Genomic DNA, 22,854 nt, shown 5'->3' on the forward strand with positions numbered 1-22,854 from the left:
AAACTAGTGTAATGCATTAGCATTATTTTTATAAAGTTTGTACAATGCGACGCCCTGTTAATATAATTGTTAACAGGGCGATTTTATTATGAACGTTGTGCTACCAAAGTAGCACTCGCCGAAAGTGTAACAACGAGGCAACTTAACATGTCCGATATGACAACCAGTGCACAATGTGCAACTTCCTCCGCTATTTCTGTCACACCAGAAAACAACACACAAAAAATTAACCTGCTGGATTTGAATCGCAAGCAGATGCGTGAGTTTTTTGCGCAAATGGGTGAAAAACCATTCCGTGCCGATCAAGTCATGAAATGGATTTATCACTACTGTTATGACGATTTTGATCAAATGACAGATATTAATAAAGCGTTAAGAGCAAAACTAAAGGAAGTCGCTGAAATTCGTGCTCCTGAAGTTGCTGAAGAACAACGCTCAGCAGATGGCACCATTAAATGGGCGATAACGGTAGGTGACCAGCAAGTCGAAACGGTTTATATTCCAGAAGATGATCGTGCAACCTTGTGCGTCTCCTCACAGGTAGGTTGCGCGTTGGAATGTAAATTTTGTTCTACCGCTCAACAAGGATTTAACCGTAACTTACGGGTTTCTGAAATTATCGGGCAGGTTTGGCGCGCAGCAAAAATTATTGGTTCATTAAAATCCAGTGGTCGTCGTCCTATTACCAACGTGGTTATGATGGGAATGGGGGAGCCATTACTGAACTTGAATAATGTGGTTCCCGCGATGGAAATCATGATGGATGACTTTGGTTTTGGTTTATCTAAACGCCGAGTCACACTGTCAACTTCGGGTGTTGTTCCTGCGCTGGATAAATTAGGGGATATGATTGATGTCGCTTTGGCGATTTCATTACATGCACCGACTGATGATATCCGTGATGATATTGTACCTATCAATAAAAAATACAATATAGAAACATTCCTGAGCAGTGTAAGACGTTATTTATCCAAATCCAATGCGAATGGTGGTCGTGTCACGGTAGAGTATGTCATGCTTGACCACATTAATGACAGTATTGAACAGGCTCACCAATTAGCGGAATGTTTAAAAGATACGCCAAGTAAAATTAATTTGATACCTTGGAACCCGTTCCCTGGGGCGCCGTATGGTCGTAGTTCGAATAGTCGTATTGATCGTTTTTCAAAAGTATTAATGGAATATGGCTTTACAACGATTGTGCGTAAAACACGTGGTGATGATATTGATGCCGCCTGTGGTCAGTTGGCGGGAGAAGTGATTGACCGAACAAAACGGACCTTGAAAAAACGTATGGCTGGGGAACCTATTAAGGTGAAAGCAGTCTGAAGTTATAGATAAAGTCTAAATATTTGGTCTAATTATCATTTGGGTCATTTATGGATAGGCAAAATGGCCCTCATCACCTACAATGTTTTGTAGGTGATGATATTAATATAATTATCACATTAGGATTATTACGAGTAAAGCTAAGGAAAAATAGCTTTATATTTCATTCACTCGGAAACAGTGTTGCCAGCAAATGACTATCGATAACAATACCGAACAAACCCCAATCACTGTAGGAAAATTATTGTCTCAAGCGCGTGAACGTATGGGATTAACACAAGAGTCAGTCGCGGAGCGTCTGTGTCTTAAAGTTAGTACGGTAAGGGAAATCGATGAGGATGTGAAACCTGCTGGCGTTGAACCTACGTTTTTACGCGGTTATATGCGCTTATATGCGCGTATGGTTAATGTGCCTGAAAGTGAATTGAATGCGTTACTTAAAAATGATGAGCCGATTGCGGCATCAACAGTCTCATCAATGCAGAGTTACTCTTTAGGTAAAAAGCGTAAGAAGCGTGAAGGTTGGTTAATGAAACTAACCTGGCTAATTGTCATTGTTTTGATTGCTATGGTTGGTATTTGGTGGTGGCAAGATCATCAAAAACAACAAAATGAATTTGTTACGATGGCAAATCAAAATGATTTGCTTATATCTCAGCAAAATGAAAGTGGAAATCCAGTTGAGCTTTCCAATGGGTCAACAGAGACGCCAACAAATACATCTGAGACAGGTGAAGGTACCCTTGTCGACTTAAACGCCGCTCAAGCGACAGAGAATCAGCCAATTGAATCTTTGCCAGTAAAAACCGTTCCGTTACCGAATTCACCTAATACAACCGTGAGCGTTGATCGCACTCAATCAACGGAAGAGCCTGTAGCTACTCCTGTCGTTCAAGATGCGCTCACCATGAGCTTTAAAGGTTCATGTTGGCTGGAAGTTCGCGATGCGAATAATAAAGTCTTGTATAGTGGTATTAAGAACAGCGGCGACACCTTGGATTTACAAGGTAAATTGCCTTACCGCTTGAATATTGGTGCGCCCGCAAACGTTGATATCAAATTCAATGGTAATGTGGTTGACTTAAGCCGTTTTATTAAAGCGAATCGTTCTGCTAAATTAAAAATACCTGAAGCATAAAGTCACAAATTAAGAAGACGCAAACTGTATCCTAAAACTAGAATTGTGATAGTTTGCAGTTTGCGTTTTTGTGTATAGTGGTCATCGAAGCAATGATTATCAACTATACAACAGTGTTTAAGAGCACATGGATGTCCAGAGAGTAAAATTAAAATGCATAATGAATCACCGATAAAAAGACGTAAATCCACCCGAATTTATGTAGGTAACGTGCCTATTGGCGATGGTGCTCCCATTGCTGTCCAATCTATGACGAATACGCGCACGACGGATGTTGAAGCCACTGTGCGGCAAATCCAATCACTTGAGCGTGTAGGTGTTGATATCGTCCGCGTGTCTGTTCCTACGATGGATGCAGCAGAAGCCTTTAAATTAATTAAGCAGCGCGTGAATGTGCCATTGGTTGCGGATATTCACTTTGACTACCGTATCGCGATGAAAGTGGCTGAATATGGTGTTGACTGCCTACGAATTAACCCAGGTAATATCGGCAGTGAAGAGCGTATTCGCCAAGTCGTTGATAGTGCTCGTCATCACAACATTCCTATCCGTATAGGGGTCAATGGCGGGTCACTGGAAAAAGATATCCAAGAAAAATACGGTGAGCCAACACCTGAAGCATTGGTTGAATCAGCAATGCGACATGTTGATATCTTGGACAGGCTGAATTTCGATCAGTTCAAGGTCAGTGTTAAAGCGTCGGATGTCTTTCTTGCCGTCGGCTCTTATCGTTTATTGGCGCAAAAAATTGATCAACCACTTCACCTCGGCATTACAGAAGCGGGTGGGGCTCGTTCTGGTTCAGTGAAATCAGCAATTGGTCTTGGTATGTTGTTGGCTGAAGGTATCGGCGATACGTTACGTATCTCACTCGCGGCGGATCCTGTTGAGGAAGTGAAAGTCGGTTTTGATATTCTAAAATCGTTACGGATCCGCTCACGTGGCATCAACTTTATTGCTTGCCCAACCTGTTCACGCCAAGAATTTGATGTGATTGGTACGGTAAATGCTTTGGAGCAGCGCCTCGAAGACATTATCACGCCGATGGATGTCTCTATTATTGGTTGTGTAGTGAATGGCCCGGGTGAAGCCGAAGTTTCTACTTTAGGTGTGGCTGGCGCGAAAACCAAAAGTGGTTTCTATGAAGATGGCGTTCGCCAAAAAGAGCGTTTTGATAATGACAATATTATTGATCAGCTTGAGGCGAAAATTCGCGCAAAAGCAGCAATGCTTGATGAAAATAACCGTATAAAGATAAACCAAGTCGAAAAATAATTGTCAAACAACTGGCTCATTGAGGGCCAGTTTTTGTTTTTATGACTTTTTGACGGGGGTTCAGCGCATAGCTTGATGTAAAAATTAAACGGACAAACCCAAAAAGAGCAGAATATTCCCGATTGAAGCGGAATATTGTGGTTTGTCGATTGAACCCAATGACATTTCGCTTTTATAATCGAGTCTATTCGATTCCGAAAAAATAGAGACATAACGTGGCAAAAAATATCCAGGCCGTTCGTGGCATGAATGACTATCTGCCGGCAGACACTCGAGTCTGGCAGAAAATTGAAGCAGTACTTAAAAATATTTTGCAGGGTTACAGCTTTAGTGAAATCCGTACCCCGATTGTAGAGCACACCCCGCTATTTAGCAGAGCGATTGGTGAAGTGACCGATGTTGTCGAAAAAGAGATGTATACCTTTATCGACCGTCACGACACAGATAAAGCAGAGGTAAGTCTCACTTTACGCCCTGAAAATACTGCCGGTTGCGTCCGTGCAGGTATTGAGCATGGTTTGCTGTACAATCAGGAACAGCGCTTATGGTATCTAGGGCCCATGTTTCGTCATGAACGCCCACAAAAAGGCCGCTATCGTCAATTTCACCAACTTGGCGCCGAAGTTTTCGGTCTTGCGGGGCCAGACATTGATGCTGAACTGATAATGATGACAGCACGCTGGTGGCGCGCATTAGGTATCAGCGAACATGTGACGTTAGAGTTAAACTCAATCGGCTCTTTAGACGCTCGTGCAAATTATCGTGAAGCATTAGTGGCCTTCCTTGAGCAGCATAAAGAAAAACTCGATGAAGATTGCAAACGCCGTATGTACACGAATCCATTGCGTGTGCTTGATTCAAAAAATCAAGATGTACAGGCGTTATTAAATGATGCTCCTGAGCTGTTTGATTATTTAGATGATGAATCTCGTGAGCATTTTGATGGTTTATGCAAATTGTTAGATGCAGCGGGTATTCAGTATCGTGTTAATCAACGTTTAGTACGTGGTCTGGATTATTACAACCGCACCGTTTTTGAATGGGTGACAACAGCGCTAGGCTCGCAAGGTACAGTATGTGCTGGTGGCCGTTATGATGGTTTAGTCGGTCAATTGGGCGGTAAACCAACCCCAGCTGTCGGTTTTGCTATGGGCATGGAACGTATGGTTCTATTAGTTGAAAGCCTAAATCCTGGCTTTATTGCTGATGAATCTGTCACGGATGTTTATTTAGCCTCATTTGGTGAAAATAGCCAAAAATCGGCGCTGTTATTAGCAGAGCAAGTACGTGATGCTCTACCAAACTTACGTGTGATGACCAACCATGGCGGCGGTAACTTTAAAAAGCAATTAGCGCGTGCAGATAAACAGGGCGCTAAAGTTGCGTTGATTTTAGGCGAAGAGGAAATCGCTAATCACCAAGTCGGGGTAAAAGATCTACGAACAGGTGAGCAAGAAACAGTATCGCAGCAGCAATTGGCACAGCGTTTAGCTGAACTGTTAGGTTAAGGAGAGGCACGTGGAAGTTTATACAAACGAAAATGAACAAGTTGATGCGATTAAACGCTTTTTTGCTAATAATGGCGTGGCATTGGTGGTCGGGCTTGTTTTAGGGGTTGGGGCTGTTTGGGGATGGAATTACTGGCAGTCACATAAAACAAATATGCTGCAAGAAAGCGCTCAACAGTTTGCAAAAGCGAGCGAAGAACTGCATTCAGGCTCTACTCAAGGTATTGAAGCTGCGCAAAAATTCGCTGCGGATACAACAGATGTATACAGCGCGATGATCGGATTAGAGTTGGCTCAAGTGGCTGTCGATAAAGGCGATTTAGCGTTGGCTGAAAAATCATTGTCTGCTGCTTTAACTAAAGCAAAAACCGATGATATGCTTGATTTAATTAATTTCCGCTTAGCAAGAGTGCAGCTTGCACAAGGGAATGCTGATGCAGCATTAGCTTCTGTTGGTAACATCAAAGGAAAGGCATGGCAGGCTGCTGCACAAGATGTTCGTGGAGATGCATTACTTCATAAAGGCGACAATGCAGGCGCAAAAGCTGCATATACTCAAGGGCTAGATAGTGAAGGCTCACAGACGCTTAAAGAACTTCTTACCCTTAAACTGAACAACGTATCTGTACTCTAAATTATTAGGGTCGTATCTAATCGATAGGCCAATCCCCCTTAGAGCGATAGACATACGCGATAGGGGGAAATCAATGGATATCAACAGGATACGGCTTGAAATTGGATGAGTATAATTTATAAGAAGAAAGGAAACGATTATTATGCAGTTGCGGAAAACACTTTTGATTGGCTTAGTCGCTTCAGCTTTACTTGCCGGTTGTTCCAGCGAAACTGATTCTATCGTTATGGCACCACTTCCTCAGGTTGAAAACCAATTTACTCCAACGATCGTTTGGGATAAATCAGTCGGTAATGGTGTAGAGCAGTTTTATTCTGATCTATCGCCAGTATGGGATGGTAGTGCTGTTTATGCTGCCGATCGTAAAGGAATAGTGAAAGCATTAGAACTGGAGAGCGGTAAAGAAATTTGGTCAGTAGACCTTTCTAAGCGCACAGGTTTTCTTTCTGCTAACTTATCCGCACTGCTTTCGGGTGGGTTAACGGTTTCGGGTAACCATATTTATATTGGTACTGAACGCGGAACAGTCATTGCATTGAATAAAGAAGATGGCTCGGTGGTATGGGATGTCGAAGTAGCGGGTGAAGCCCTCTCTCGCCCAGTAGCCAATGATGGCTTAGTTATTGTTCATACTAGTAATGGCATGTTGCAAGCACTTGATGAGAACAGTGGTGAAATCAAGTGGACAGTGAATATGGATACACCATCATTGTCTTTACGTGGCGAATCAGCGCCAAGTATTGCCTATGGTGCCGCTATTGTTGGTGGTGATAATGGCCGCGTTAGTGCTGTACTTTTATCCCAAGGTCAACTTATTTGGCAACAACGTATCTCTCAAGTGACTAGCTCTACAGAAATTGGTCGCTTAGATGATGTTGATATGACGCCAATTATTGATGATGGTACTATCTATGCAATTGCGTATAACGGTACACTCGCAGCACTTGATATGCGTTCAGGACAAATAAAATGGAAACGCGATCTCGGCTCTGTCAATAACATGGTGCTTTCAGGTGAAAACCTTTATCTGGTCGACCAAAATGATCGTGTATTGTCTGTGCGTAAGAGCGATGGCGTAACACTGTGGACACAAGAAGATCTGCTTAATCGTGGGTTAAGTGCACCAGAAATGTACAATGGCTACCTTGTGGTTGGTGATAAAGAAGGCTACCTCCATTGGTTAGACATGAGCACTGGTGGTTTTGTAGCACAAAACAAAATTAACAGTTCAGGTCTGCATAGCCGCCCAGTTGTTGCCAGTGATAAGCTAATGGTTCAGGCAAGAAACGGAACAGTTTATCTGTTAACTCGTTAATTTTCTGACAAGCTGTCAATTTCTCGCTAAAATCAACGGTTCCTAGTGGTAGGAACCGTTTCGTTTTTTGTTTTCTGGTTGGGTTTTGTTTAAGAACCGGGATTCTTTTAGTTAATTAGAGTAGTGAGGCATCAAATAATGATACCCGTCGTAGCGCTGGTTGGGCGTCCAAACGTAGGAAAATCCACGTTATTTAATCGATTAACCCGTACCCGTGATGCACTGGTAGCGGATTTTCCTGGTCTGACTCGTGATCGCAAATATGGTCGTGCCGAAGTGGAAGGGCATGAGTTCATTATTATTGACACGGGTGGTATCGATGGTACTGAGGAAGGCGTCGAAACCCACATGGCAGCACAATCCTTACAAGCGATTGAAGAAGCTGATGTGGTTCTATTTATGGTCGATGCACGTGCAGGGTTAATGCCTGCTGATGAAGGTATCGCAAAACACCTGCGTAGCCGTAAGAAAAAAACATATCTGGTCGCCAATAAGACGGATGGTATTGATGCTGACAGTGTAATTGGAGACTTTTATTCACTTGGTTTAGGTGAAATCCACCCTATTGCAGCGTCACATGGTCGCGGCGTGACCCAGCTAATCGAAAAATCGCTAAAACCTTTCATTGAAATAGAAGAAGAAGTCGAGCTAACCGAGGAAGAAGAAAACGCGGCGTATTGGGCAGCGCAAGAGGCTGAAGCTGAGTTTGATGAAGAAGACGAGGAGTTTGATCCAACAACGTTACCAATTAAATTAGCGATCGTTGGGCGCCCAAATGTGGGTAAATCAACATTGACTAACCGTATCCTTGGAGAAGAGCGTGTTGTGGTGTTTGATATGCCAGGCACAACTCGTGACAGTATCTATATTCCAATGGAGCGTGACGGGCGTGAATACGTTTTAATTGATACAGCGGGTGTCCGTAAACGCGGTAAGATCACCGAGACGGTCGAAAAATTTTCGGTAATCAAAACGCTGCAAGCGATTGAAGATGCGAATGTGGTGTTGTTGGTCATTGATGCGCGGGAAGGTATTTCCGATCAAGACCTGTCACTACTTGGTTTTATTCTTAATGCTGGTCGTTCATTAGTGATTGCGGTTAATAAATGGGATGGAATGAAGCCTGAAGATCGTGAACATGTGAAAGACATGTTAGAGCTACGTCTCGGCTTTGTGGATTTTGCCCGTATTCACTTTATTTCAGCGCTGCATGGTAGTGGTGTAGGTAACCTGTTTGAATCCGTTGAAGAGGCCTATGAGTCTGCGACACGCCGTGTTGGTACTGCATTGTTAACACGTATTATGAAGATGGCGGAAGAGGAGCATCAACCTCCACTTATCCGTGGTCGTCGTGTGAAAATGAAATATGCGCATGCGGGGGGTCATAATCCGCCAATTGTTGTTATTCATGGTAATCAAGTTTCTGATTTGCCTGATAGCTATAAACGTTACCTGATGAATTATTTTCGCCGTTCATTGCAAGTGATGGGTACACCAATTCGTATTCAATTCAAAGAAGGTGAAAACCCTTATGCGAATAAGAAAAATCAGCTAACAGCAACTCAATTGCGTAAACGTAAGCGTTTAATGCAACATTTGAAAAAACGCTAAGCGAAGAAGTCGCACGTCAACGTGAAGCTTCTGAAAAAGCCGTAACAAATTATTCTGTTACGGCTTTTTAATAACTATCCGTTATTATTTAAAGTGAGCTAGGTTCAACCGTTTGGCTCCCTATCTATGCAGATTACAGAGGGTAACCATGCAAATTAAATCTTCGACACGTCTTAATAAGTACATTAGCGAGAGTGGAATTTGTTCAAGGCGTGATGCGGATCGTTATATCGAGCAAGGAAATGTCTTTATTAATGGCAAACGTGCGGCTATCGGCGATCAAGTTTTTAGTGGTGACGTTGTCAAAGTAAATGGACAACTTATTGAACCTAGGAATGAAGAAGACTTAGTGTTAATTGCGCTGAATAAGCCAGTTGGTATTGTGAGTACGACGGAAAGTGGGGAAAGAGATAATATCGTTGATTATGTTAATCACAGTAAACGTGTTTTCCCTATTGGTCGCTTAGATAAAGATTCTCAAGGGCTAATTTTTCTCACAAACCATGGCGATTTAGTGAATAAGATCTTGCGTGCGGGTAATGAGCATGAAAAAGAGTATTTAGTCACGGTTAACAAGCCTATTACTGATGATTTTATTCGTGGTATGGGAGCTGGCGTACCTATCCTAGGCACGGTAACTAAAAAGTGTAAAGTAAAGAAAGAAGCTCCTTTTGTATTTCGGATCACGTTAGTTCAAGGGTTAAATCGTCAGATTCGTCGCATGTGCGAATATTTTGGTTTTGAGGTCACTAAGTTAGAACGCGTGCGTATTATGAACGTGAATCTTTCTGGGATCCCATTAGGTGAATGGCGTGACTTAACAGATGATGAGCTAATTAAGCTATTTGAGATGATTGAAAAATCAGAATCAGAGGCTAAGCCGAAAAAGTCTGCTAAACCGAAAACATCAACGGCAGGGAAAACGGGTAGCAAGCCAAATGCAGGTAGCAAGCCTAAAGGAATGGCTGATACTGCGTCTCGTAAACGTTTCACTCAACCAGGCCGTAAAAAGAAAAGACGCTAACCTTATGTTTTAAAATGTCAGCCGTATTTTATGGCTGACAAGCTCTGTCTGTTAGTGACAGGGCATTTTATTTGCAAACTTAAACGTAGATACCGACATTTTCCCAGCTTTTGCGAGTAAGATTAACGACATGATGGTCAAATTTTTCTGTCGCTGTTCTAATGGTTGCTTTGGCGAAATCGTCAAATGTTGCTCGCGTGCTAAGTGTCTTATCAAACATAGTGCGGATCCAAATCTGTCCCGCTACCTCCCATGAGTAACCACCTAACGTTGTCGCCAGCAGGTAAAATGCTTTATTAGGTATACCTGAATTAATATGCACACCACCATTGTCTTGGAAAATAGATAGATTTTTGTAATCTCTCATATGACCGACTTGTGGGTCTCTGTTTGTTTCCGAAAGGCGATAGGCGGTTCCCGGTGCGGCCATAGAACGTAAAGCAGGAGCTTTGGCTTTATTGATAAAAAGGTTTTCACCGAGCAGCCAATTGGACTCAGCTGCTGTTTCATTTGCTACATACTGTTTAACCATAATACCGACAACGTCGGCAACGGATTCATTCAAGGCGCCTGACTGGAAAATATAATCAAAATCAGTCGTAAAGGTAATAAACCCATGGGTTAATTCGTGTGCAATAATATCAATATCATTATAAAACGGGCCAAAATAGATACTATCACCATCACCGAAATAGATAGCTTGTGAATTCCAGAATGCGTTTGGATAATTTTTGTCGAAATGAACTACCGCATTGATTTGCGAATCACAACCAAAGATCTTATCAATGTTGAGCTTCTCTTTATAAAACTGCCTAACATAGCCAATAGAATCATAAACAATCTGTACGGGTGTGTATGGTTGTGCAGGATCACCTTCTTTCATAACAATAAGATAGTCTTCATGGGGCATATGAAGTTCATCAGGACTCGGATAGGTAGGCTCCAGTGAAAGGTCAGAACGAGAGCAGATAGGTAGGTTAGAATGGGTATGGTTAGGTAAAAATGCTTTTTCCTGTGCATCGCGGATGATGCGTTCGTAGTTTGTACCTGGGCGGGCTGAACAAGTAAATAACTGTTTTAGGTGTTCTTTATCTTCCGTCGAATAGCCTCTGCTCATTAATTCATTGATATGAAGTAGTGTGGATTTAAGCTTTTGGCATTGAGATTCTTTATATAAGTGATCAACAAGGTATGGGGGAAGATAGGAACGACCAAGAATATGATTCATAAATAGACTCCATTTTGTGGGTAGAAATGGAATCATAAGCTACAAGGGGATGAGTGTAACTAGTTGATAATTAATTATATTTGATAATTTTTGCTATTTTTTGTTACTAAAGCCGCCAAGTGCTTTGGCGACTTTATAAAAAATGATTTTTACGCTTATTTCGCCAGCCAATCTTTTTTAGAGACTAAAAAGTCACTATACAGTTTGGCTTCGGGGGTATTGGGCTCAGGGTGATAGTCATATTCCCAACGGACTAAAGGAGGCATTGACATTAAAATGGATTCTGTACGTCCTCCACTTTGTAAACCAAATAGTGTACCGCGATCCCACACGAGGTTGAATTCAACATAACGACCACGTCGATACAGTTGAAATTGACGCTCTCTTTCTCCCCACTGATGGTGGCGACGTTTTTCTACGATAGGTACATAGGCATCTAAAAAACCATGACCAACAGCTTGTGTGAAGTCGAAACAAGTCTCGAAATCAGGTTGGTTTAGGTCATCATAAAATAGCCCACCAACGCCTCGTGGCTCATTGCGATGTTTCAAAAAGAAATAGTCATCACACCACGCTTTATATTTGCGGTAAGTTTCTGAACCAAAAGGTGCGCAGAGGTCGTGTGCAATGGTGTGCCAGTGGATCACATCGTCTTCAAAACCATAGTAAGGGGTTAAATCGAAACCACCACCAAACCACCAAACGGGATCTTGACCCTCTTTTTCTGCAATAAAAAAACGGACATTTGCATGAGTGGTTGGAATATAGGGATTTAGAGGGTGGATCACCAAAGAGACTCCCATAGCTTGATAGCTACGACCTGCTAATTCAGGGCGGTGAGCGGTTGCTGAACTCGGGAGTTTTGTTCCTTGAATATGGGAAAAGTTAACGCCTGCCTGTTCAAAAATAGCACCTTGAGTTAACACACGGCTGCGGCCTCCGCCACCTTCTGCGCGTTCCCATGTTTGTTCTAGGAAGGTTTCCTTACCATCCAGTTCAGTAATTTTTTGGCAAATGGTTTCTTGTAGTTCAAGCAAAAATGTTTTTACTTGAAAAATATCAGGGTAATTCATTGTTTTCCAATAGAACGGTTGGTAAAAAAAAGTGAGTAAAGTATACCCTTTTGAGTTAAAAAAGGCATATTGAATATTGATTGTGCGCAAAAAGCGGTGATAATGGCAGAAAACTCAGTTAAAACGGGTCATGAACATGGAAATACGCATCTTTCGCCAAAGCGATTTTGAAGAAGTCATCACATTGTGGGAACGCTGTGATTTAAATGAGTTTGGGGATGATCCTGAACTTGATATTGAACGAAAACTCCAGTGTGGTGCAGATCTTTTTCTTGTTGCGGAAGTGACAGGTGAGGTTGTTGGCACTGTGATGGGAGGATATGACGGAATAAGGGGAACGGCATGCTATCTTGCGGTTCATCCAGAGTTTCGTGGTCGAGGTATTGCCAATGCTCTGATTAGTCGCTTAGAGAAAAAATTGCGAGCAAGAGGGTGCGGCAGAATTGAGTTCCTTGTGAATGAGGAGTCTGACGCTGCTATCTGTATGTTCGAAAAAATGTTATATGAAGAAGAGCAGCCAGCAAGGCTTATCTATACAAAAACACTGGATCGTGATTTGGATTTTTAATGCTGTTGTGTGTTTATTTCGTTATAAACTGGAATGTTTTCAGAAAAAGGTTGTCACAGTAAGCAGTCAGTCAGCCAATAAATAGAGGATGTTATGCCCAAAAGTGTAATTGTGAAGCTTTCTCAGATAGTCGCGCTAAGTGGTGTGTTTTTGCTATCGGGTTGTGCAGGCTCAGGGGGGTTTTGGTCTTCACTTTCACCAATGAACTGGTTTAGTAGCCCTATTACTGCGAAGGCAGCGGGTGTGGGGGAGATCACTGGGTTCACACCAATGCAAGCTGACATCATCAAGGAGCGATTAGATAACCGTTACACGATACGAAGTGGGATGCAAACTGAGCAAGGTGAAATTGTGACCGTGTTTCAAGGTATCGATGATGAGACGGTTAAAATTGAAGTGATCGGCCCTGAAAAAGGTTATGTTTCACGTATTATTGTGGATGACCCTGACATTAAAACTGAATGGGGAACGAAAATTGGTTCATCATTTAGCGGTATTTATGAAAAAGCTTTTGGCGCATGTAAAATGGCTGAGCCAATTAATAATCAACCGACTGTTGAATGTGTAGCCCCGCAAACATCCCATATCATTTATCGATTTAATGGTAAATGGCAAGGGCCAGAAGGTTTAATGCCACCGGATGATGAATTAAAGAGCTGGACGGTATCACAAATTATTTGGAAAAAATAATGGTGATTTAGCGTGATGATAGAGAGCTATTGGTCGATAGCTTGGATTATGTTCTAAACATTTAATTGATATAACAACGTGTTTTATTAAGGTAAAATACGTTGTTATTCCCTCCTAAATATACGATCCCCTCTTAACCCACTTATCTTATTAAGAATAAATTGTGCATTTTTCTAAATGTTAGCCAATATTTGCGTTAAAACAGGTGAAAATCGTCATCGATGAGATACTATATCGCTAGACATAAATAATAAATTATTTAAAAGAGGTTGATTAGCATGTCTCATTCTCAGAGCGGTATTTTGAAAGATCATAGCCGTTTCGGTATTTTCATTGAAGCAATGGTGCAAGGGTCTCTGGCTGATATAAAAACAGGTTGTCAGCGTTTTGTTGAAACACTGACTCAATTACAAGAGCAGTATCCAACAGATAGATTAGGGGCTGTAGTGGCCTTCGGCTCTGATATCTGGAAACAGCTATCAACACCGGAAAGCGCGCCTGAGTTAAAACCATTTCATCCATTAGGTAAAGGGTTAGCGCCAGCAACACAGCGTGATATTTTTATTCATATCCAATCTCAACGCCATGATATTAACTTTTCATTGGCACAGGCGGCACTAAAAGCATTCGGCTCAGCAATTAAAGTCGAAGAAGAGATCCACGGCTTCCGTTGGGTTGAGGAGCGCGACTTAAGTGGCTTTATTGATGGAACCGAAAACCCACAAGGTGAAGAAATTGCTGAAGTTGCATTAATTGCTGATGGCATTGATATGGGAGGCAGCTATATTCTTGTTCAGCGTTATGAGCACAGCCTCAATAAATGGGACCGTTTCTCTGAAAAAGAACAAGAGAAAATGATTGGTCGCACCAAAAAAGACAGTGTGGAGCTGGATGAAAGCGAACGTAATGTGACTTCACATGTTTCTCGCGTGGTGGTTGAAGAAGATGGGGAAGAGCTATCGATTATGCGTCATAGCTTGCCATATGGTACGGCAAGCGGCAAACATGGTTTATTCTTCGTTGCGTATTGCGCGCGCCTCCATAATATTGAACAGCAGCTTTTGAGTATGTTTGGTGAAAAAGATGGTAAATATGATGACCTGTTACGCATGACCAAAGCAGTATCAGGAAGCTACTATTTTGCCCCTTCAATTGACACTTTATTGTCGTTATAAATTATTCTTATTGCCGCCATCTGGCGGCAATTTACTTTTGCGTCAATATCCTACTTTTCCCTTCTATTGCTTAGCGCCTTCATGAAGGCCTTTCACGCAGTCAACTTTATGATAACTAATATAATTTATTTGCTTATTGCCATAATTTCTTGAATATACCAATTTGATATATTAAAAGGCAATTGATAGCTACACAGTTATAAACAAAGCAGATAAAGTAACCTCATTAGCGTAGTTTTGGTTTAGTCATAAGTAGGTGCCTAATGCAAAAAGCGATTTTAAAGAAAACAGCCTTAGCGAGTCTCGCAACATTTTCATTGATGGGGAGCGCGCCGTTGGTAGCGGCTGAACTGCTCAATAGCTCTTATGATATCGCCCGAGAGCTATTTGTTGCACTAAACCCTGAATTTGAAAAGCAGTGGAATGAACAGCACCCTGATGACAAATTAACGATCAAGCAATCACATGCAGGCTCATCGAAACAAGCCTTAGCTATTTTGCAAGGTTTAAAGGCTGATGTGGTGACTTATAACCAAGTGACAGATGTACAAATCTTGCATGATAAAGGCAAGTTGATCCCTGAAAATTGGCAAGCAAGATTACCGAATAATAGCTCACCATATTACTCTACGATGGCGTTTTTAGTGCGTAAAGGTAATCCAAAGGGCATTAAAACGTGGGATGATTTAGCGCGTGAAGATGTGAAGCTGATTTTTCCAAATCCAAAAACATCGGGTAATGGTCGTTACACTTATTTAGCGGCATGGGGAGCCTATGCGCAAGAAAATAAAGGTGATGAAAAGAAAACCCGCGAGCAGATGAAGCAGTTTTTGAAAAATGTAGAAGTGTTCGATACAGGGGGGCGTGGTGCCACAACTTCCTTTATTGAAAGAGGCCTTGGGGATGTATTGATTAGCTTTGAATCAGAAGTGAACAATATTCGTCAGCAGTATGGTGAAACGGACTATGAAGTTATCGTTCCTCCTGTCGATATTCTGGCGGAGTTCCCAGTTGCTTGGGTTGACAAAAACGTTCAGAAAAATGGTACGGAAGAGGTGGCGAAAGCCTATCTTAATTACCTATATAGTCCAAAAGCTCAAGAAATTATCACTAAATTTAACTATCGGGTGAACGATCAGGCAGTCATGGCGGCAAATAAAGATAAGTTCCCTGAAACCCGCTTATTTACGGTCGAATCACAGTTTAAGAGTTGGCCTGCGGTGATGGAGACCCATTTTGCGACGAACGGAGAGTTTGACAAATTGATGGCAGAAGGGCGCCGTTAATGCGTAAGTCAGGGAAACGCTTTTTGCCAGGATTTGGCCTCACACTAGGTAGCAGCCTATTTTATACCTGTTTGATCCTGCTGCTACCTTTGAGTGCGTTAGTCGTTCAGTTATCTGAAATGACGTGGCAACAATATTGGGATGTGATCAGCTATCCGCAAGTCGTTGCCGCTTATAAAGTCACCTTACTGGCTGCACTGGTTGCGAGTTTATTTAATGCGGTTTTTGGCATGCTGCTCGCTTGGATTTTGACTCGGTATCGTTTTCCTGGCCGCACTTTTTTAGACGGTCTTGTTGACTTGCCTTTCGCCTTACCTACCGCGGTGGCAGGTTTAACATTAGCTACGTTATTTGCAGCGTCTGGCTGGTACGGGCAGTTTCTGCATCACTTTGATATTAAAGTAGTAAATACTTGGCTCGGCATTGCTGTCGCAATGGCTTTTACCAGTATTCCGTTCGTTGTACGAACGGTACAGCCTGTGTTAGAAGAGCTTGGGCCTGAATATGAAGAGGCGGCACAAACATTGGGTGCAAGCCGTTGGCAAACATTTCGACGGGTGGTATTGCCTGAAGTTTCTCCCGCATTAATTGCAGGAACAGTATTGTCTTTTACCCGAAGTTTGGGGGAGTTTGGTGCCATTATCTTTATTGCAGGAAATATTGCTTGGCAAACTGAAGTCGTATCTTTGATGATTTTTAGTCAGTTACAACAGTTTGATTACCCAGCAGCGAGTGCGATTGCTTCTGTTATTTTAGCGGTTTCATTATTACTGCTATTTAGCGTCAATGTCGTACAAAGCCGCTTTGGCAAAAGGTTGGGAGGAAAGTAATGGCTCAGGTTACACCTGTCACGGGGGCTTCTCGTCAACCGATTAATTGGGCTAAATGGTCTTTGATTATCACTGGCATATTGTTTTCAGTCATATTGCTGGTGGTGCCAATTATTTGGATATTTTTGACCGCTTTTTCCAAAGGTATTGATGCGGTTTTAATGAATTTGAATGACGCGGACATGTTGCATGCTATTGGACTGACGGTCCTTATTGCACTGATAACGGTGCCTGTCAACTTGATCTTTGGCACCATGCTCGCGTGGTTAGTTACTCGATTTCAGTTCCCTGGTAGGCAACTGTTATTAACCCTAGTCGATATTCCTTTTGCGGTATCGCCAGTGGTCGCGGGGTTACTTTATCTACTGTTTTATGGCTCCAACAGTTGGTTTGGGGGCTGGCTAGAAAGTTATGATATCCAATTAATGTTCTCGTGGCCCGGTATGGCATTAGTGACCATTTTTGTGACCTGTCCTTTTGTGGTTAGGGAATTAGTTCCACTGATGTTAAGCCAAGGTAGTCACGAAGATGAAGCGGCAGTCTTACTGGGCGCTTCAGGTTGGAAAATGTTTTGGAGAGTTACCTTACCAAATATCCGTTGGGCACTATTGTATGGTGTTGTTCTGACTAATGCTCGAGCAATAGGTGAATTTGGTGCCGTGTCCGTTGTTTCTGGTGCCATACGCGGGGAAACCTATACGCTACCGTTACAAGTAGAATTATTGCATCAAGACTATAACACCGTAGGCGCATTTACTGCTGCTGCGATCCTAGCTGTAATGGCGATTATCACTTTAATTATTAAAAGTGCATTGCAATGGCATTTGAGCCGGCAGCAATCCGAATCAGGAGTTCATTTACCATGAGTATTCAAATTGAAAAAATTGGGAAATTGTTTGGTAGGACGCAAGTGTTGAAAGATATTTCATTAGATATTGCATCTGGTGAAATGGTGGCACTGCTCGGCCCATCCGGTTCAGGTAAGACGACACTGTTACGGATTATTGCAGGGTTAGAACAGCATAGCCATGGCTTACTACGCTTCCATGGTCAAGATGTTAGCCGTATTCATGCTAAAGATAGGCATGTTGGCTTTGTATTTCAACATTATGCCCTGTTTCGTCATATGACGGTGTTTGACAATGTCGCGTTTGGTCTCACCGTTATGCCAAGAAAACAACGCCCATCATCGCAAGCTATCAAGCAGAAAGTCATGCAATTACTTGATATGGTTCAGTTGGCGCATTTGGCCTCTCGTTATCCTTCTCAGCTTTCAGGAGGGCAAAAACAGCGTGTTGCGCTGGCCCGTGCCTTGGCTGTAGAGCCACAAATTTTATTGCTAGATGAGCCTTTCGGTGCGTTGGATGCTCAGGTACGTATTGAATTGCGCCGCTGGTTACGTCAATTACATGATGAATTGAAGTTTACCAGTGTATTTGTCACCCATGATCAGGAAGAGGCCATGGAGGTTGCCGATAGGATAGTGGTGATGAGTCAGGGGCATATTGAGCAAGTTGGCACTCCTGATGATATCTGGCAACGTCCTGAAACGCGTTTTGTGTTGGAGTTTATGGGGGAAGTGAATCAACTCCATGGGCAAATTAAAGGTTCTCAGTTACATATTGATGGTTATGAATTCCCTCTACATCATGCAAGTGCCCAACAAGGCGAGGTGGATGTGTTTTTACGTCCATGGGATATAACATTGAAGAAAGACGTTGATGAACAGCACCGATTACCGGTTCGTGTGATTGAATCAGGGCCGAGAGGGCATTTCTGGCAGTTAACGGTACAGCCTATAGGTTGGGGGCATGAACCTCTCTCTGTAGTTTGGCAATCGTCTCATGTAACGCCTGTGCGTGGTGAGCACTATTTCCTTGGTAGTCAACAGGCTAAAATTTACCAAGGTGAAAATGAGCTCTTATTTCCCCAGTTAGCTAAAAGTGCCTAACCATTCCTAATATTGCGTTGATGTTGTTATTTCATCAACGCAATATCCCTCGATATTAAAACGTAATTTATGCCTGCCTGACCATTTTTGATCTGACCAATGGCATTTTTTTGAGACTATTTTCAGTCAAATTCCCTGTAAACATATCATATTATCGATATTAGTAATAACATCGACCAGAATTATTAATTACTGATATATAAGTGAATTTTTTTCATGCTGCTAATTTGTAGGTGTTAGGATACTATCTATATCATTCGAAATGGTGATTATAGATAAATAGAATAAGGAATAGACAGTGGCAACTCTGGAACAATTTATAGGTAATACGCCGCTAGTTAAACTTCAGCGTTTGACACAGGGGATGGACGCTGAAATTTGGGTCAAACTAGAAGGTAATAATCCGGCTGGCTCCGTCAAAGATAGAGCTGCGTATTCAATGATCACAGAAGCGGAAAAACGTGGTGAAATAAAACCTGGTGATACATTGATTGAAGCGACGAGTGGCAATACCGGGATTGCTTTGGCAATGATCGCCGCAGTCAAAGGTTATAAACTCAAACTATTGATGCCCGAAAATATGAGTAAAGAGCGCCAAGCCTCAATGAAGGCTTATGGTGCTGAACTCATTTTAGTCAGTACTTCAGTTGGCATGGAGGGCGCTCGCGATTTAGCTCAAGAAATGGAAGCGAAGGGGGAAGGGAAGGTTCTTGACCAATTTAATAACCCCGATAATCCATTAGCCCATTTTAAGACCACAGGCCCTGAGATATGGCAGCAAACCGATGGGCGCATGACTCACTTTGTTTCAAGTATGGGAACGACAGGAACTATCACGGGTGTCAGTCGTTATTTAAAATCACAATCATCACATATTCAGATTGTGGGCTTACAACCAGCGGAAAAAAGCCAAATTCCGGGGATCCGCCGTTGGTCGCCAGGCTATCTTCCGGGGATCTTCAATCAGGAATTCGTTGATACCGTTTTAGATATTAATCAGGAAGAGGCTGAGGAGACGATGAGAGCCCTCGCTAAACAAGAAGGTATCTTTTGTGGTGTTAGTTCAGGAGGTGCGGTTGCAGGCGCTTTGAGAGTGGCTAAAATGAATCCGGGAGCGGTGATCGTTGCCATTATTTGTGACCGAGGCGATCGCTATCTTTCTACGGGCGTGTTTGACGATTAATTAGCATCGCCATCTAGACACTGACAAAAGCATCAATGTGCTCGAATATAGGTGAGTCGTTGATTGCAACAGATATGATGGCGATGGATTTTATCCTGCCATAAAAAAACCACCAGAGGTCATACAACGCTATCTGGTGGTTTTATTTGAAAAGCTTAAAAGGGATTGCCGTTATTTTTTAACGCGCATAATAACTGTTTCACCCACGGTAACGCTACCGCTAAGCTTAGTCAGCTCTTTAATTTCATCCATATTAGAAATCACAACCGGCGTTAGAACTGATTTTGCTTTTTCTTCCAGCAATGCAAGGTCAAACTCGATAACCAAATCACCTTTTTTAACGGATTGCCCTTCTTCAGCGATACGTTTAAAGCCTTCACCTTTCAGTTCGACTGTATCAATACCGAAGTGAACAAATAGTTCAATACCATCATCAGATTCAATAGAAAACGCATGATTGGTTTCAAATATCTTACCAATAGTCCCATCTACAGGAGCGACAATTTTGTTCCCTGCTGGTTTGATGGCGATACCATCACCAACAATTTTTTCAGCGAAAACAACATCGGGAACATCTTCAATATTGACAATTTCACCCGATAGAGGTGCGATAATTTCAATACTGCCACTGCTATTTTTATCATCCGAAACCAGTGATTTCAGTTTGTCAAACAGACCCATGGACCTTCTCCTAATCGTTTTTATATGGGACCGAACTAATGTGCTGCTCCTAGCATAACGTTTTTTCTTGGATAAAGGTATCAACAAGTTTCATCAATTCGTCTGCGGTTGGTTGGGCAAGGGCTTGCTCAGCCAGTGCTTTAGTATCTGCAAAGTTTGCATTACGAATTAATTTTTTAATACGAGGAATTGAAATTGCACTCATACTAAATTCATCTAACCCCATACCAAGCAGCAACAAGGTTGCACGTTCATCACCTGCTAATTCACCACACATTCCTGTCCATTTGCCTTCTGCATGTGATGCATCGATGACTTGCTTAATCAAGTTCAATACAGCAGGCGACATTGGATTGTAGAGGTGAGAAATCAGCTCATTACCACGGTCAACAGCTAGAGTATATTGAGTGAGATCGTTCGTCCCAATACTGAAAAAGTCAACTTCTTTTGCTAAATGATGAGCAATAACCGCTGCGGCAGGGGTTTCCACCATGACACCAACTTCGATTGATTCATCAAAGGCTTTGCCTTCTTCACGTAATTGACCTTTTAGCATCTCAAGTTCTGCTTTTAGTTCGCGAACTTCCTCAACGGAAATAATCATCGGGAACATAATACGCAGTTTACCAAAACTTGAGGCTCTTAAAATAGCTCTTAACTGAGAATGTAGAATTTCTTTGCGATCAAGGCAAATACGAATTGCCCGCCAGCCTAAGAATGGGTTCTCTTCTTTTGGCAAATTCATGTATGGCAGGTCTTTATCACCGCCGATATCCATGGTACGCACAATAACAGCTTGGCTTCCCATTGCTTCGGCAACAGCTTTGTATGCTTGGAACTGTTCTTCTTCAGTTGGCAGTGAGTCTCTATCCATAAACAGGAACTCAGTGCGGTATAAACCAACCCCTTCAGCACCGTTACGCTCAGCACCCGCGACATCGCGTACAGTACCAATGTTTGCACACACTTCGACTTGATGGCCATCCAGTGTGATTGCAGGTAAATCTTTTAATTTTGCCAGTTCATTTTTTTCTTGCTGATATTCTTCATTGAATTTTTTCAGCTTATCAATTTCTTGATCTGACGGGTTCAGATAGATGTGGTTGTTGACACCATCTAGAATGAGGTAGTCACCATTTTTGATTTTCGCGGTGGCATCTGAGGTGCCGACAATGGCAGGCAACTCCAGTGAACGAGCCATGATTGAGGTATGTGATGTACGACCACCTAAATCGGTGATGAAACCTAATACTTTATCAAGGTTTAATTGTGCCGTCTCTGACGGTGTTAGGTCAGCTGCAACCAAAATAACCTCTTTGTCGATGGCACTCAAATCGACGATAGGCATACCGAGGATATTTTTTAATAGGCGTTTACCAATATCGCGTACGTCGGCAGCACGCTCCTTCAAATATTCATCATCAAGTGCTTCGAGCGCTTGGGCTTGATCCTCAATAACGGAGTAAACCGCGGCATCAGCTGTTTTTTTATCACTTTTGATTAGAGAGACAATTTCTTGTTCAAGCTCTTCATCTTCCAGCAGCATAATATGGCCTTCAAAGATCTCAGCTTTTTCTGCACCAAGATTTTTTTCGGCTCGCTCTTTAATGAAGCTGAGCTGTTCGGCTGATTTGTTACGTCCTTCAATAAAGTGTTGGATCTCGGTTTCTATCTGGTCGTCAGTAATTTTTTTTGTGCTGACAGTGATAGGATCTTCTTTGAGGATTAAAGCCTGACCAAAAGCAAAACCTGGGGATACTAAAATTCCTGAAATCATAATATTACCTTACTACTGCGGGTAGGTGTTCTGATGTTGAAAAGACAACAGTAAGCTTATCTGTGTGTAAACTGATATCCCTGAATGATGCCATTCAGGGATGAAGATTAATGCGGTGACACAGGCTCTCTTGCTTGTGCGGTTATTCCAACTCACCCATCAGTTTAACTAAATGCTCAACTGCTTGTTTTTCATCTTCGCCTTCGGCAGAAATTGTCACAACAGTACCTTGAGTTAAGCCTAGAGTTTGTAACTTAAATAGGCTTTTTGCGCTTGCTGATTTGCCACCAGAAGTCAAAGTAATATCAGAAGAGAATGCTTTGGCTTCTTTCACAAATTGAGCGGCAGGGCGAGTATGTAAGCCGTTAGGTGCTGTAATAGTGACTTCTTGCTGGAACATATTATTTCCTCAATAACTTTAGTTTTTTATAATGACCTAAGCTAGTGTAGTTGAATAAACTTAGGTTTGCGTATTGTTAGATTATTAACTGTTAAAAAGGTTTCCTACTTTGTTGCGTATCAACACTTTTTCAGTTTATTGGCCTAAATAATGTCAATTTAAATCGCAAAGAATATGA

The 22,854-nt window shown here is 42.2% G+C and carries 21 protein-coding genes; 16 read left to right on the forward strand and 5 right to left on the reverse strand.

Annotated elements, in window-relative coordinates; all coding sequences use genetic code 11:
• Positions 1-147 precede the first annotated feature (147 nt).
• The 8 genes from PR699_RS14825 (at position 148) to rluF (ending at position 9,834) form a co-directional block, all read left to right on the forward strand.
• On the forward strand, positions 148-1,329 hold the full coding sequence (locus PR699_RS14825) for a bifunctional tRNA (adenosine(37)-C2)-methyltransferase TrmG/ribosomal RNA large subunit methyltransferase RlmN (RefSeq protein WP_004921358.1): 1,182 nt from the start codon (positions 148-150) through the stop codon (positions 1,327-1,329).
• A gap of 193 nt (positions 1,330-1,522) precedes the next feature.
• The gene (gene rodZ, locus PR699_RS14830) at positions 1,523-2,467 is read left to right on the forward strand and encodes a cytoskeleton protein RodZ (protein ID WP_004921357.1); all 945 of its coding nucleotides are present in this window, start codon (positions 1,523-1,525) and stop codon (positions 2,465-2,467) included.
• Between the two features lie 153 nt (positions 2,468-2,620).
• Entirely contained in the window at positions 2,621-3,742 is a 1,122-nt protein-coding gene (gene ispG / locus PR699_RS14835) for a flavodoxin-dependent (E)-4-hydroxy-3-methylbut-2-enyl-diphosphate synthase (RefSeq protein WP_004921354.1), read from the forward strand.
• Between the two features lie 215 nt (positions 3,743-3,957).
• On the forward strand, positions 3,958-5,250 hold the full coding sequence (gene hisS, locus PR699_RS14840; RefSeq protein ID WP_014656316.1) for a histidine--tRNA ligase: 1,293 nt from the start codon (positions 3,958-3,960) through the stop codon (positions 5,248-5,250).
• A 10-nt stretch (positions 5,251-5,260) separates the two neighbouring features.
• Positions 5,261-5,884, forward strand: a complete 624-nt coding sequence (locus PR699_RS14845) for a tetratricopeptide repeat protein (RefSeq protein ID WP_004921349.1) — start codon at positions 5,261-5,263, stop codon at positions 5,882-5,884.
• A gap of 142 nt (positions 5,885-6,026) precedes the next feature.
• The gene (bamB, locus tag PR699_RS14850) at positions 6,027-7,199 is read left to right on the forward strand and encodes an outer membrane protein assembly factor BamB (RefSeq protein WP_004921347.1); all 1,173 of its coding nucleotides are present in this window, start codon (positions 6,027-6,029) and stop codon (positions 7,197-7,199) included.
• A 138-nt stretch (positions 7,200-7,337) separates the two neighbouring features.
• A complete protein-coding gene (gene der / locus PR699_RS14855) occupies positions 7,338-8,810 on the forward strand; it encodes a ribosome biogenesis GTPase Der (protein WP_004921345.1) in 1,473 nt (490 codons plus the stop codon).
• A gap of 148 nt (positions 8,811-8,958) precedes the next feature.
• Positions 8,959-9,834, forward strand: coding sequence for a 23S rRNA pseudouridine(2604) synthase RluF (rluF, locus tag PR699_RS14860; RefSeq protein ID WP_004921343.1), 876 nt, complete (start codon positions 8,959-8,961; stop codon positions 9,832-9,834).
• 79 nt (positions 9,835-9,913) lie between these two features.
• Here rluF and PR699_RS14865 read toward each other — a convergent pair whose 3' ends face one another.
• Together PR699_RS14865 and hemF are read right to left on the reverse strand one after the other, a co-directional pair.
• Complete coding sequence (locus PR699_RS14865) at positions 9,914-11,062, reverse strand: M4 family metallopeptidase (RefSeq protein ID WP_014656315.1); 1,149 nt, start codon at positions 11,060-11,062, stop codon at positions 9,914-9,916.
• A gap of 155 nt (positions 11,063-11,217) precedes the next feature.
• A complete protein-coding gene (gene hemF, locus PR699_RS14870) occupies positions 11,218-12,135 on the reverse strand; it encodes an oxygen-dependent coproporphyrinogen oxidase (protein ID WP_004921339.1) in 918 nt (305 codons plus the stop codon).
• Between the two features lie 136 nt (positions 12,136-12,271).
• Between hemF and PR699_RS14875 the strand changes: the two genes are divergently transcribed.
• The 8 genes from PR699_RS14875 (at position 12,272) to cysM (ending at position 19,818) form a co-directional block, all read left to right on the forward strand.
• Positions 12,272-12,703, forward strand: a complete 432-nt coding sequence (locus PR699_RS14875) for a GNAT family acetyltransferase (RefSeq protein ID WP_014656314.1) — start codon at positions 12,272-12,274, stop codon at positions 12,701-12,703.
• A gap of 93 nt (positions 12,704-12,796) precedes the next feature.
• On the forward strand, positions 12,797-13,393 hold the full coding sequence (locus PR699_RS14880; protein WP_004921336.1) for an RpoE-regulated lipoprotein: 597 nt from the start codon (positions 12,797-12,799) through the stop codon (positions 13,391-13,393).
• A gap of 278 nt (positions 13,394-13,671) precedes the next feature.
• A complete protein-coding gene (locus PR699_RS14885) occupies positions 13,672-14,568 on the forward strand; it encodes a Dyp-type peroxidase (RefSeq protein WP_014656313.1) in 897 nt (298 codons plus the stop codon).
• Between the two features lie 263 nt (positions 14,569-14,831).
• Positions 14,832-15,854, forward strand: a complete 1,023-nt coding sequence (locus tag PR699_RS14890) for a sulfate ABC transporter substrate-binding protein (RefSeq protein WP_004921332.1) — start codon at positions 14,832-14,834, stop codon at positions 15,852-15,854.
• The gene (gene cysT / locus PR699_RS14895; RefSeq protein ID WP_004921329.1) at positions 15,854-16,684 is read left to right on the forward strand and encodes a sulfate/thiosulfate ABC transporter permease CysT; all 831 of its coding nucleotides are present in this window, start codon (positions 15,854-15,856) and stop codon (positions 16,682-16,684) included. The genes PR699_RS14890 and cysT overlap by 1 nt, the downstream gene beginning before the upstream one ends.
• Positions 16,684-17,550, forward strand: coding sequence for a sulfate/thiosulfate ABC transporter permease CysW (gene cysW / locus PR699_RS14900; RefSeq protein WP_014656310.1), 867 nt, complete (start codon positions 16,684-16,686; stop codon positions 17,548-17,550). Before cysT ends, cysW begins: the two co-directional genes overlap by 1 nt.
• Positions 17,547-18,635, forward strand: coding sequence for a sulfate/thiosulfate ABC transporter ATP-binding protein CysA (gene cysA / locus PR699_RS14905; RefSeq protein ID WP_014656309.1), 1,089 nt, complete (start codon positions 17,547-17,549; stop codon positions 18,633-18,635). The genes cysW and cysA overlap by 4 nt, the downstream gene beginning before the upstream one ends.
• A 298-nt stretch (positions 18,636-18,933) precedes the next feature.
• Entirely contained in the window at positions 18,934-19,818 is an 885-nt protein-coding gene (gene cysM / locus PR699_RS14910) for a cysteine synthase CysM (RefSeq protein WP_004921324.1), read from the forward strand.
• 171 nt (positions 19,819-19,989) lie between these two features.
• On the opposite strand, the gene crr is transcribed toward cysM, so the two are convergent.
• The 3 genes from crr to ptsH form a co-directional block, all read right to left on the reverse strand.
• Positions 19,990-20,499 carry a PTS glucose transporter subunit IIA gene (crr, locus tag PR699_RS14915; RefSeq protein ID WP_004921322.1) on the reverse strand — a complete coding sequence of 170 codons (510 nt, stop codon included), beginning with the start codon at positions 20,497-20,499 and terminating at the stop codon, positions 19,990-19,992.
• Positions 20,500-20,548: 49 nt separating this feature from the next.
• Positions 20,549-22,276 (reverse strand): phosphoenolpyruvate-protein phosphotransferase PtsI, encoded by a 1,728-nt coding sequence (gene ptsI / locus PR699_RS14920; protein WP_004921320.1) that lies wholly within the window; start codon positions 22,274-22,276, stop codon positions 20,549-20,551.
• A gap of 142 nt (positions 22,277-22,418) precedes the next feature.
• Positions 22,419-22,676 carry a phosphocarrier protein Hpr gene (gene ptsH, locus PR699_RS14925; protein WP_004921318.1) on the reverse strand — a complete coding sequence of 86 codons (258 nt, stop codon included), beginning with the start codon at positions 22,674-22,676 and terminating at the stop codon, positions 22,419-22,421.
• Positions 22,677-22,854 lie beyond the last annotated feature (178 nt).

It is taken from the genome of Providencia sp. PROV268 (genome assembly GCF_028477805.1).
In the GTDB taxonomy this organism is placed as follows: domain Bacteria; phylum Pseudomonadota; class Gammaproteobacteria; order Enterobacterales; family Enterobacteriaceae; genus Providencia; species Providencia stuartii.

What these genes read in the sequence shown, in the direction of transcription:
- PR699_RS14825 (WP_004921358.1), top strand. Translation starts at nt 148, where the DNA reads ATGTCCGATATGACAACCAGTGCACAATGTGCAACTTCCTCCGCTATT.
- rodZ (WP_004921357.1), top strand. Translation starts at nt 1,523, where the DNA reads ATGACTATCGATAACAATACCGAACAAACCCCAATCACTGTAGGAAAA.
- ispG (WP_004921354.1), top strand. Translation starts at nt 2,621, where the DNA reads ATGCATAATGAATCACCGATAAAAAGACGTAAATCCACCCGAATTTAT.
- bamB (WP_004921347.1), top strand. Translation starts at nt 6,027, where the DNA reads ATGCAGTTGCGGAAAACACTTTTGATTGGCTTAGTCGCTTCAGCTTTA.
- der (WP_004921345.1), top strand. Translation starts at nt 7,338, where the DNA reads ATGATACCCGTCGTAGCGCTGGTTGGGCGTCCAAACGTAGGAAAATCC.
- rluF (WP_004921343.1), top strand. Translation starts at nt 8,959, where the DNA reads ATGCAAATTAAATCTTCGACACGTCTTAATAAGTACATTAGCGAGAGT.
- PR699_RS14865 (WP_014656315.1), bottom strand. Translation starts at nt 11,062, where the DNA reads ATGAATCATATTCTTGGTCGTTCCTATCTTCCCCCATACCTTGTTGAT.
- hemF (WP_004921339.1), bottom strand. Translation starts at nt 12,135, where the DNA reads ATGAATTACCCTGATATTTTTCAAGTAAAAACATTTTTGCTTGAACTA.
- PR699_RS14875 (WP_014656314.1), top strand. Translation starts at nt 12,272, where the DNA reads ATGGAAATACGCATCTTTCGCCAAAGCGATTTTGAAGAAGTCATCACA.
- PR699_RS14880 (WP_004921336.1), top strand. Translation starts at nt 12,797, where the DNA reads ATGCCCAAAAGTGTAATTGTGAAGCTTTCTCAGATAGTCGCGCTAAGT.
- PR699_RS14885 (WP_014656313.1), top strand. Translation starts at nt 13,672, where the DNA reads ATGTCTCATTCTCAGAGCGGTATTTTGAAAGATCATAGCCGTTTCGGT.
- PR699_RS14890 (WP_004921332.1), top strand. Translation starts at nt 14,832, where the DNA reads ATGCAAAAAGCGATTTTAAAGAAAACAGCCTTAGCGAGTCTCGCAACA.
- cysT (WP_004921329.1), top strand. Translation starts at nt 15,854, where the DNA reads ATGCGTAAGTCAGGGAAACGCTTTTTGCCAGGATTTGGCCTCACACTA.
- cysW (WP_014656310.1), top strand. Translation starts at nt 16,684, where the DNA reads ATGGCTCAGGTTACACCTGTCACGGGGGCTTCTCGTCAACCGATTAAT.
- cysA (WP_014656309.1), top strand. Translation starts at nt 17,547, where the DNA reads ATGAGTATTCAAATTGAAAAAATTGGGAAATTGTTTGGTAGGACGCAA.
- crr (WP_004921322.1), bottom strand. Translation starts at nt 20,499, where the DNA reads ATGGGTCTGTTTGACAAACTGAAATCACTGGTTTCGGATGATAAAAAT.
- ptsI (WP_004921320.1), bottom strand. Translation starts at nt 22,276, where the DNA reads ATGATTTCAGGAATTTTAGTATCCCCAGGTTTTGCTTTTGGTCAGGCT.
- ptsH (WP_004921318.1), bottom strand. Translation starts at nt 22,676, where the DNA reads ATGTTCCAGCAAGAAGTCACTATTACAGCACCTAACGGCTTACATACT.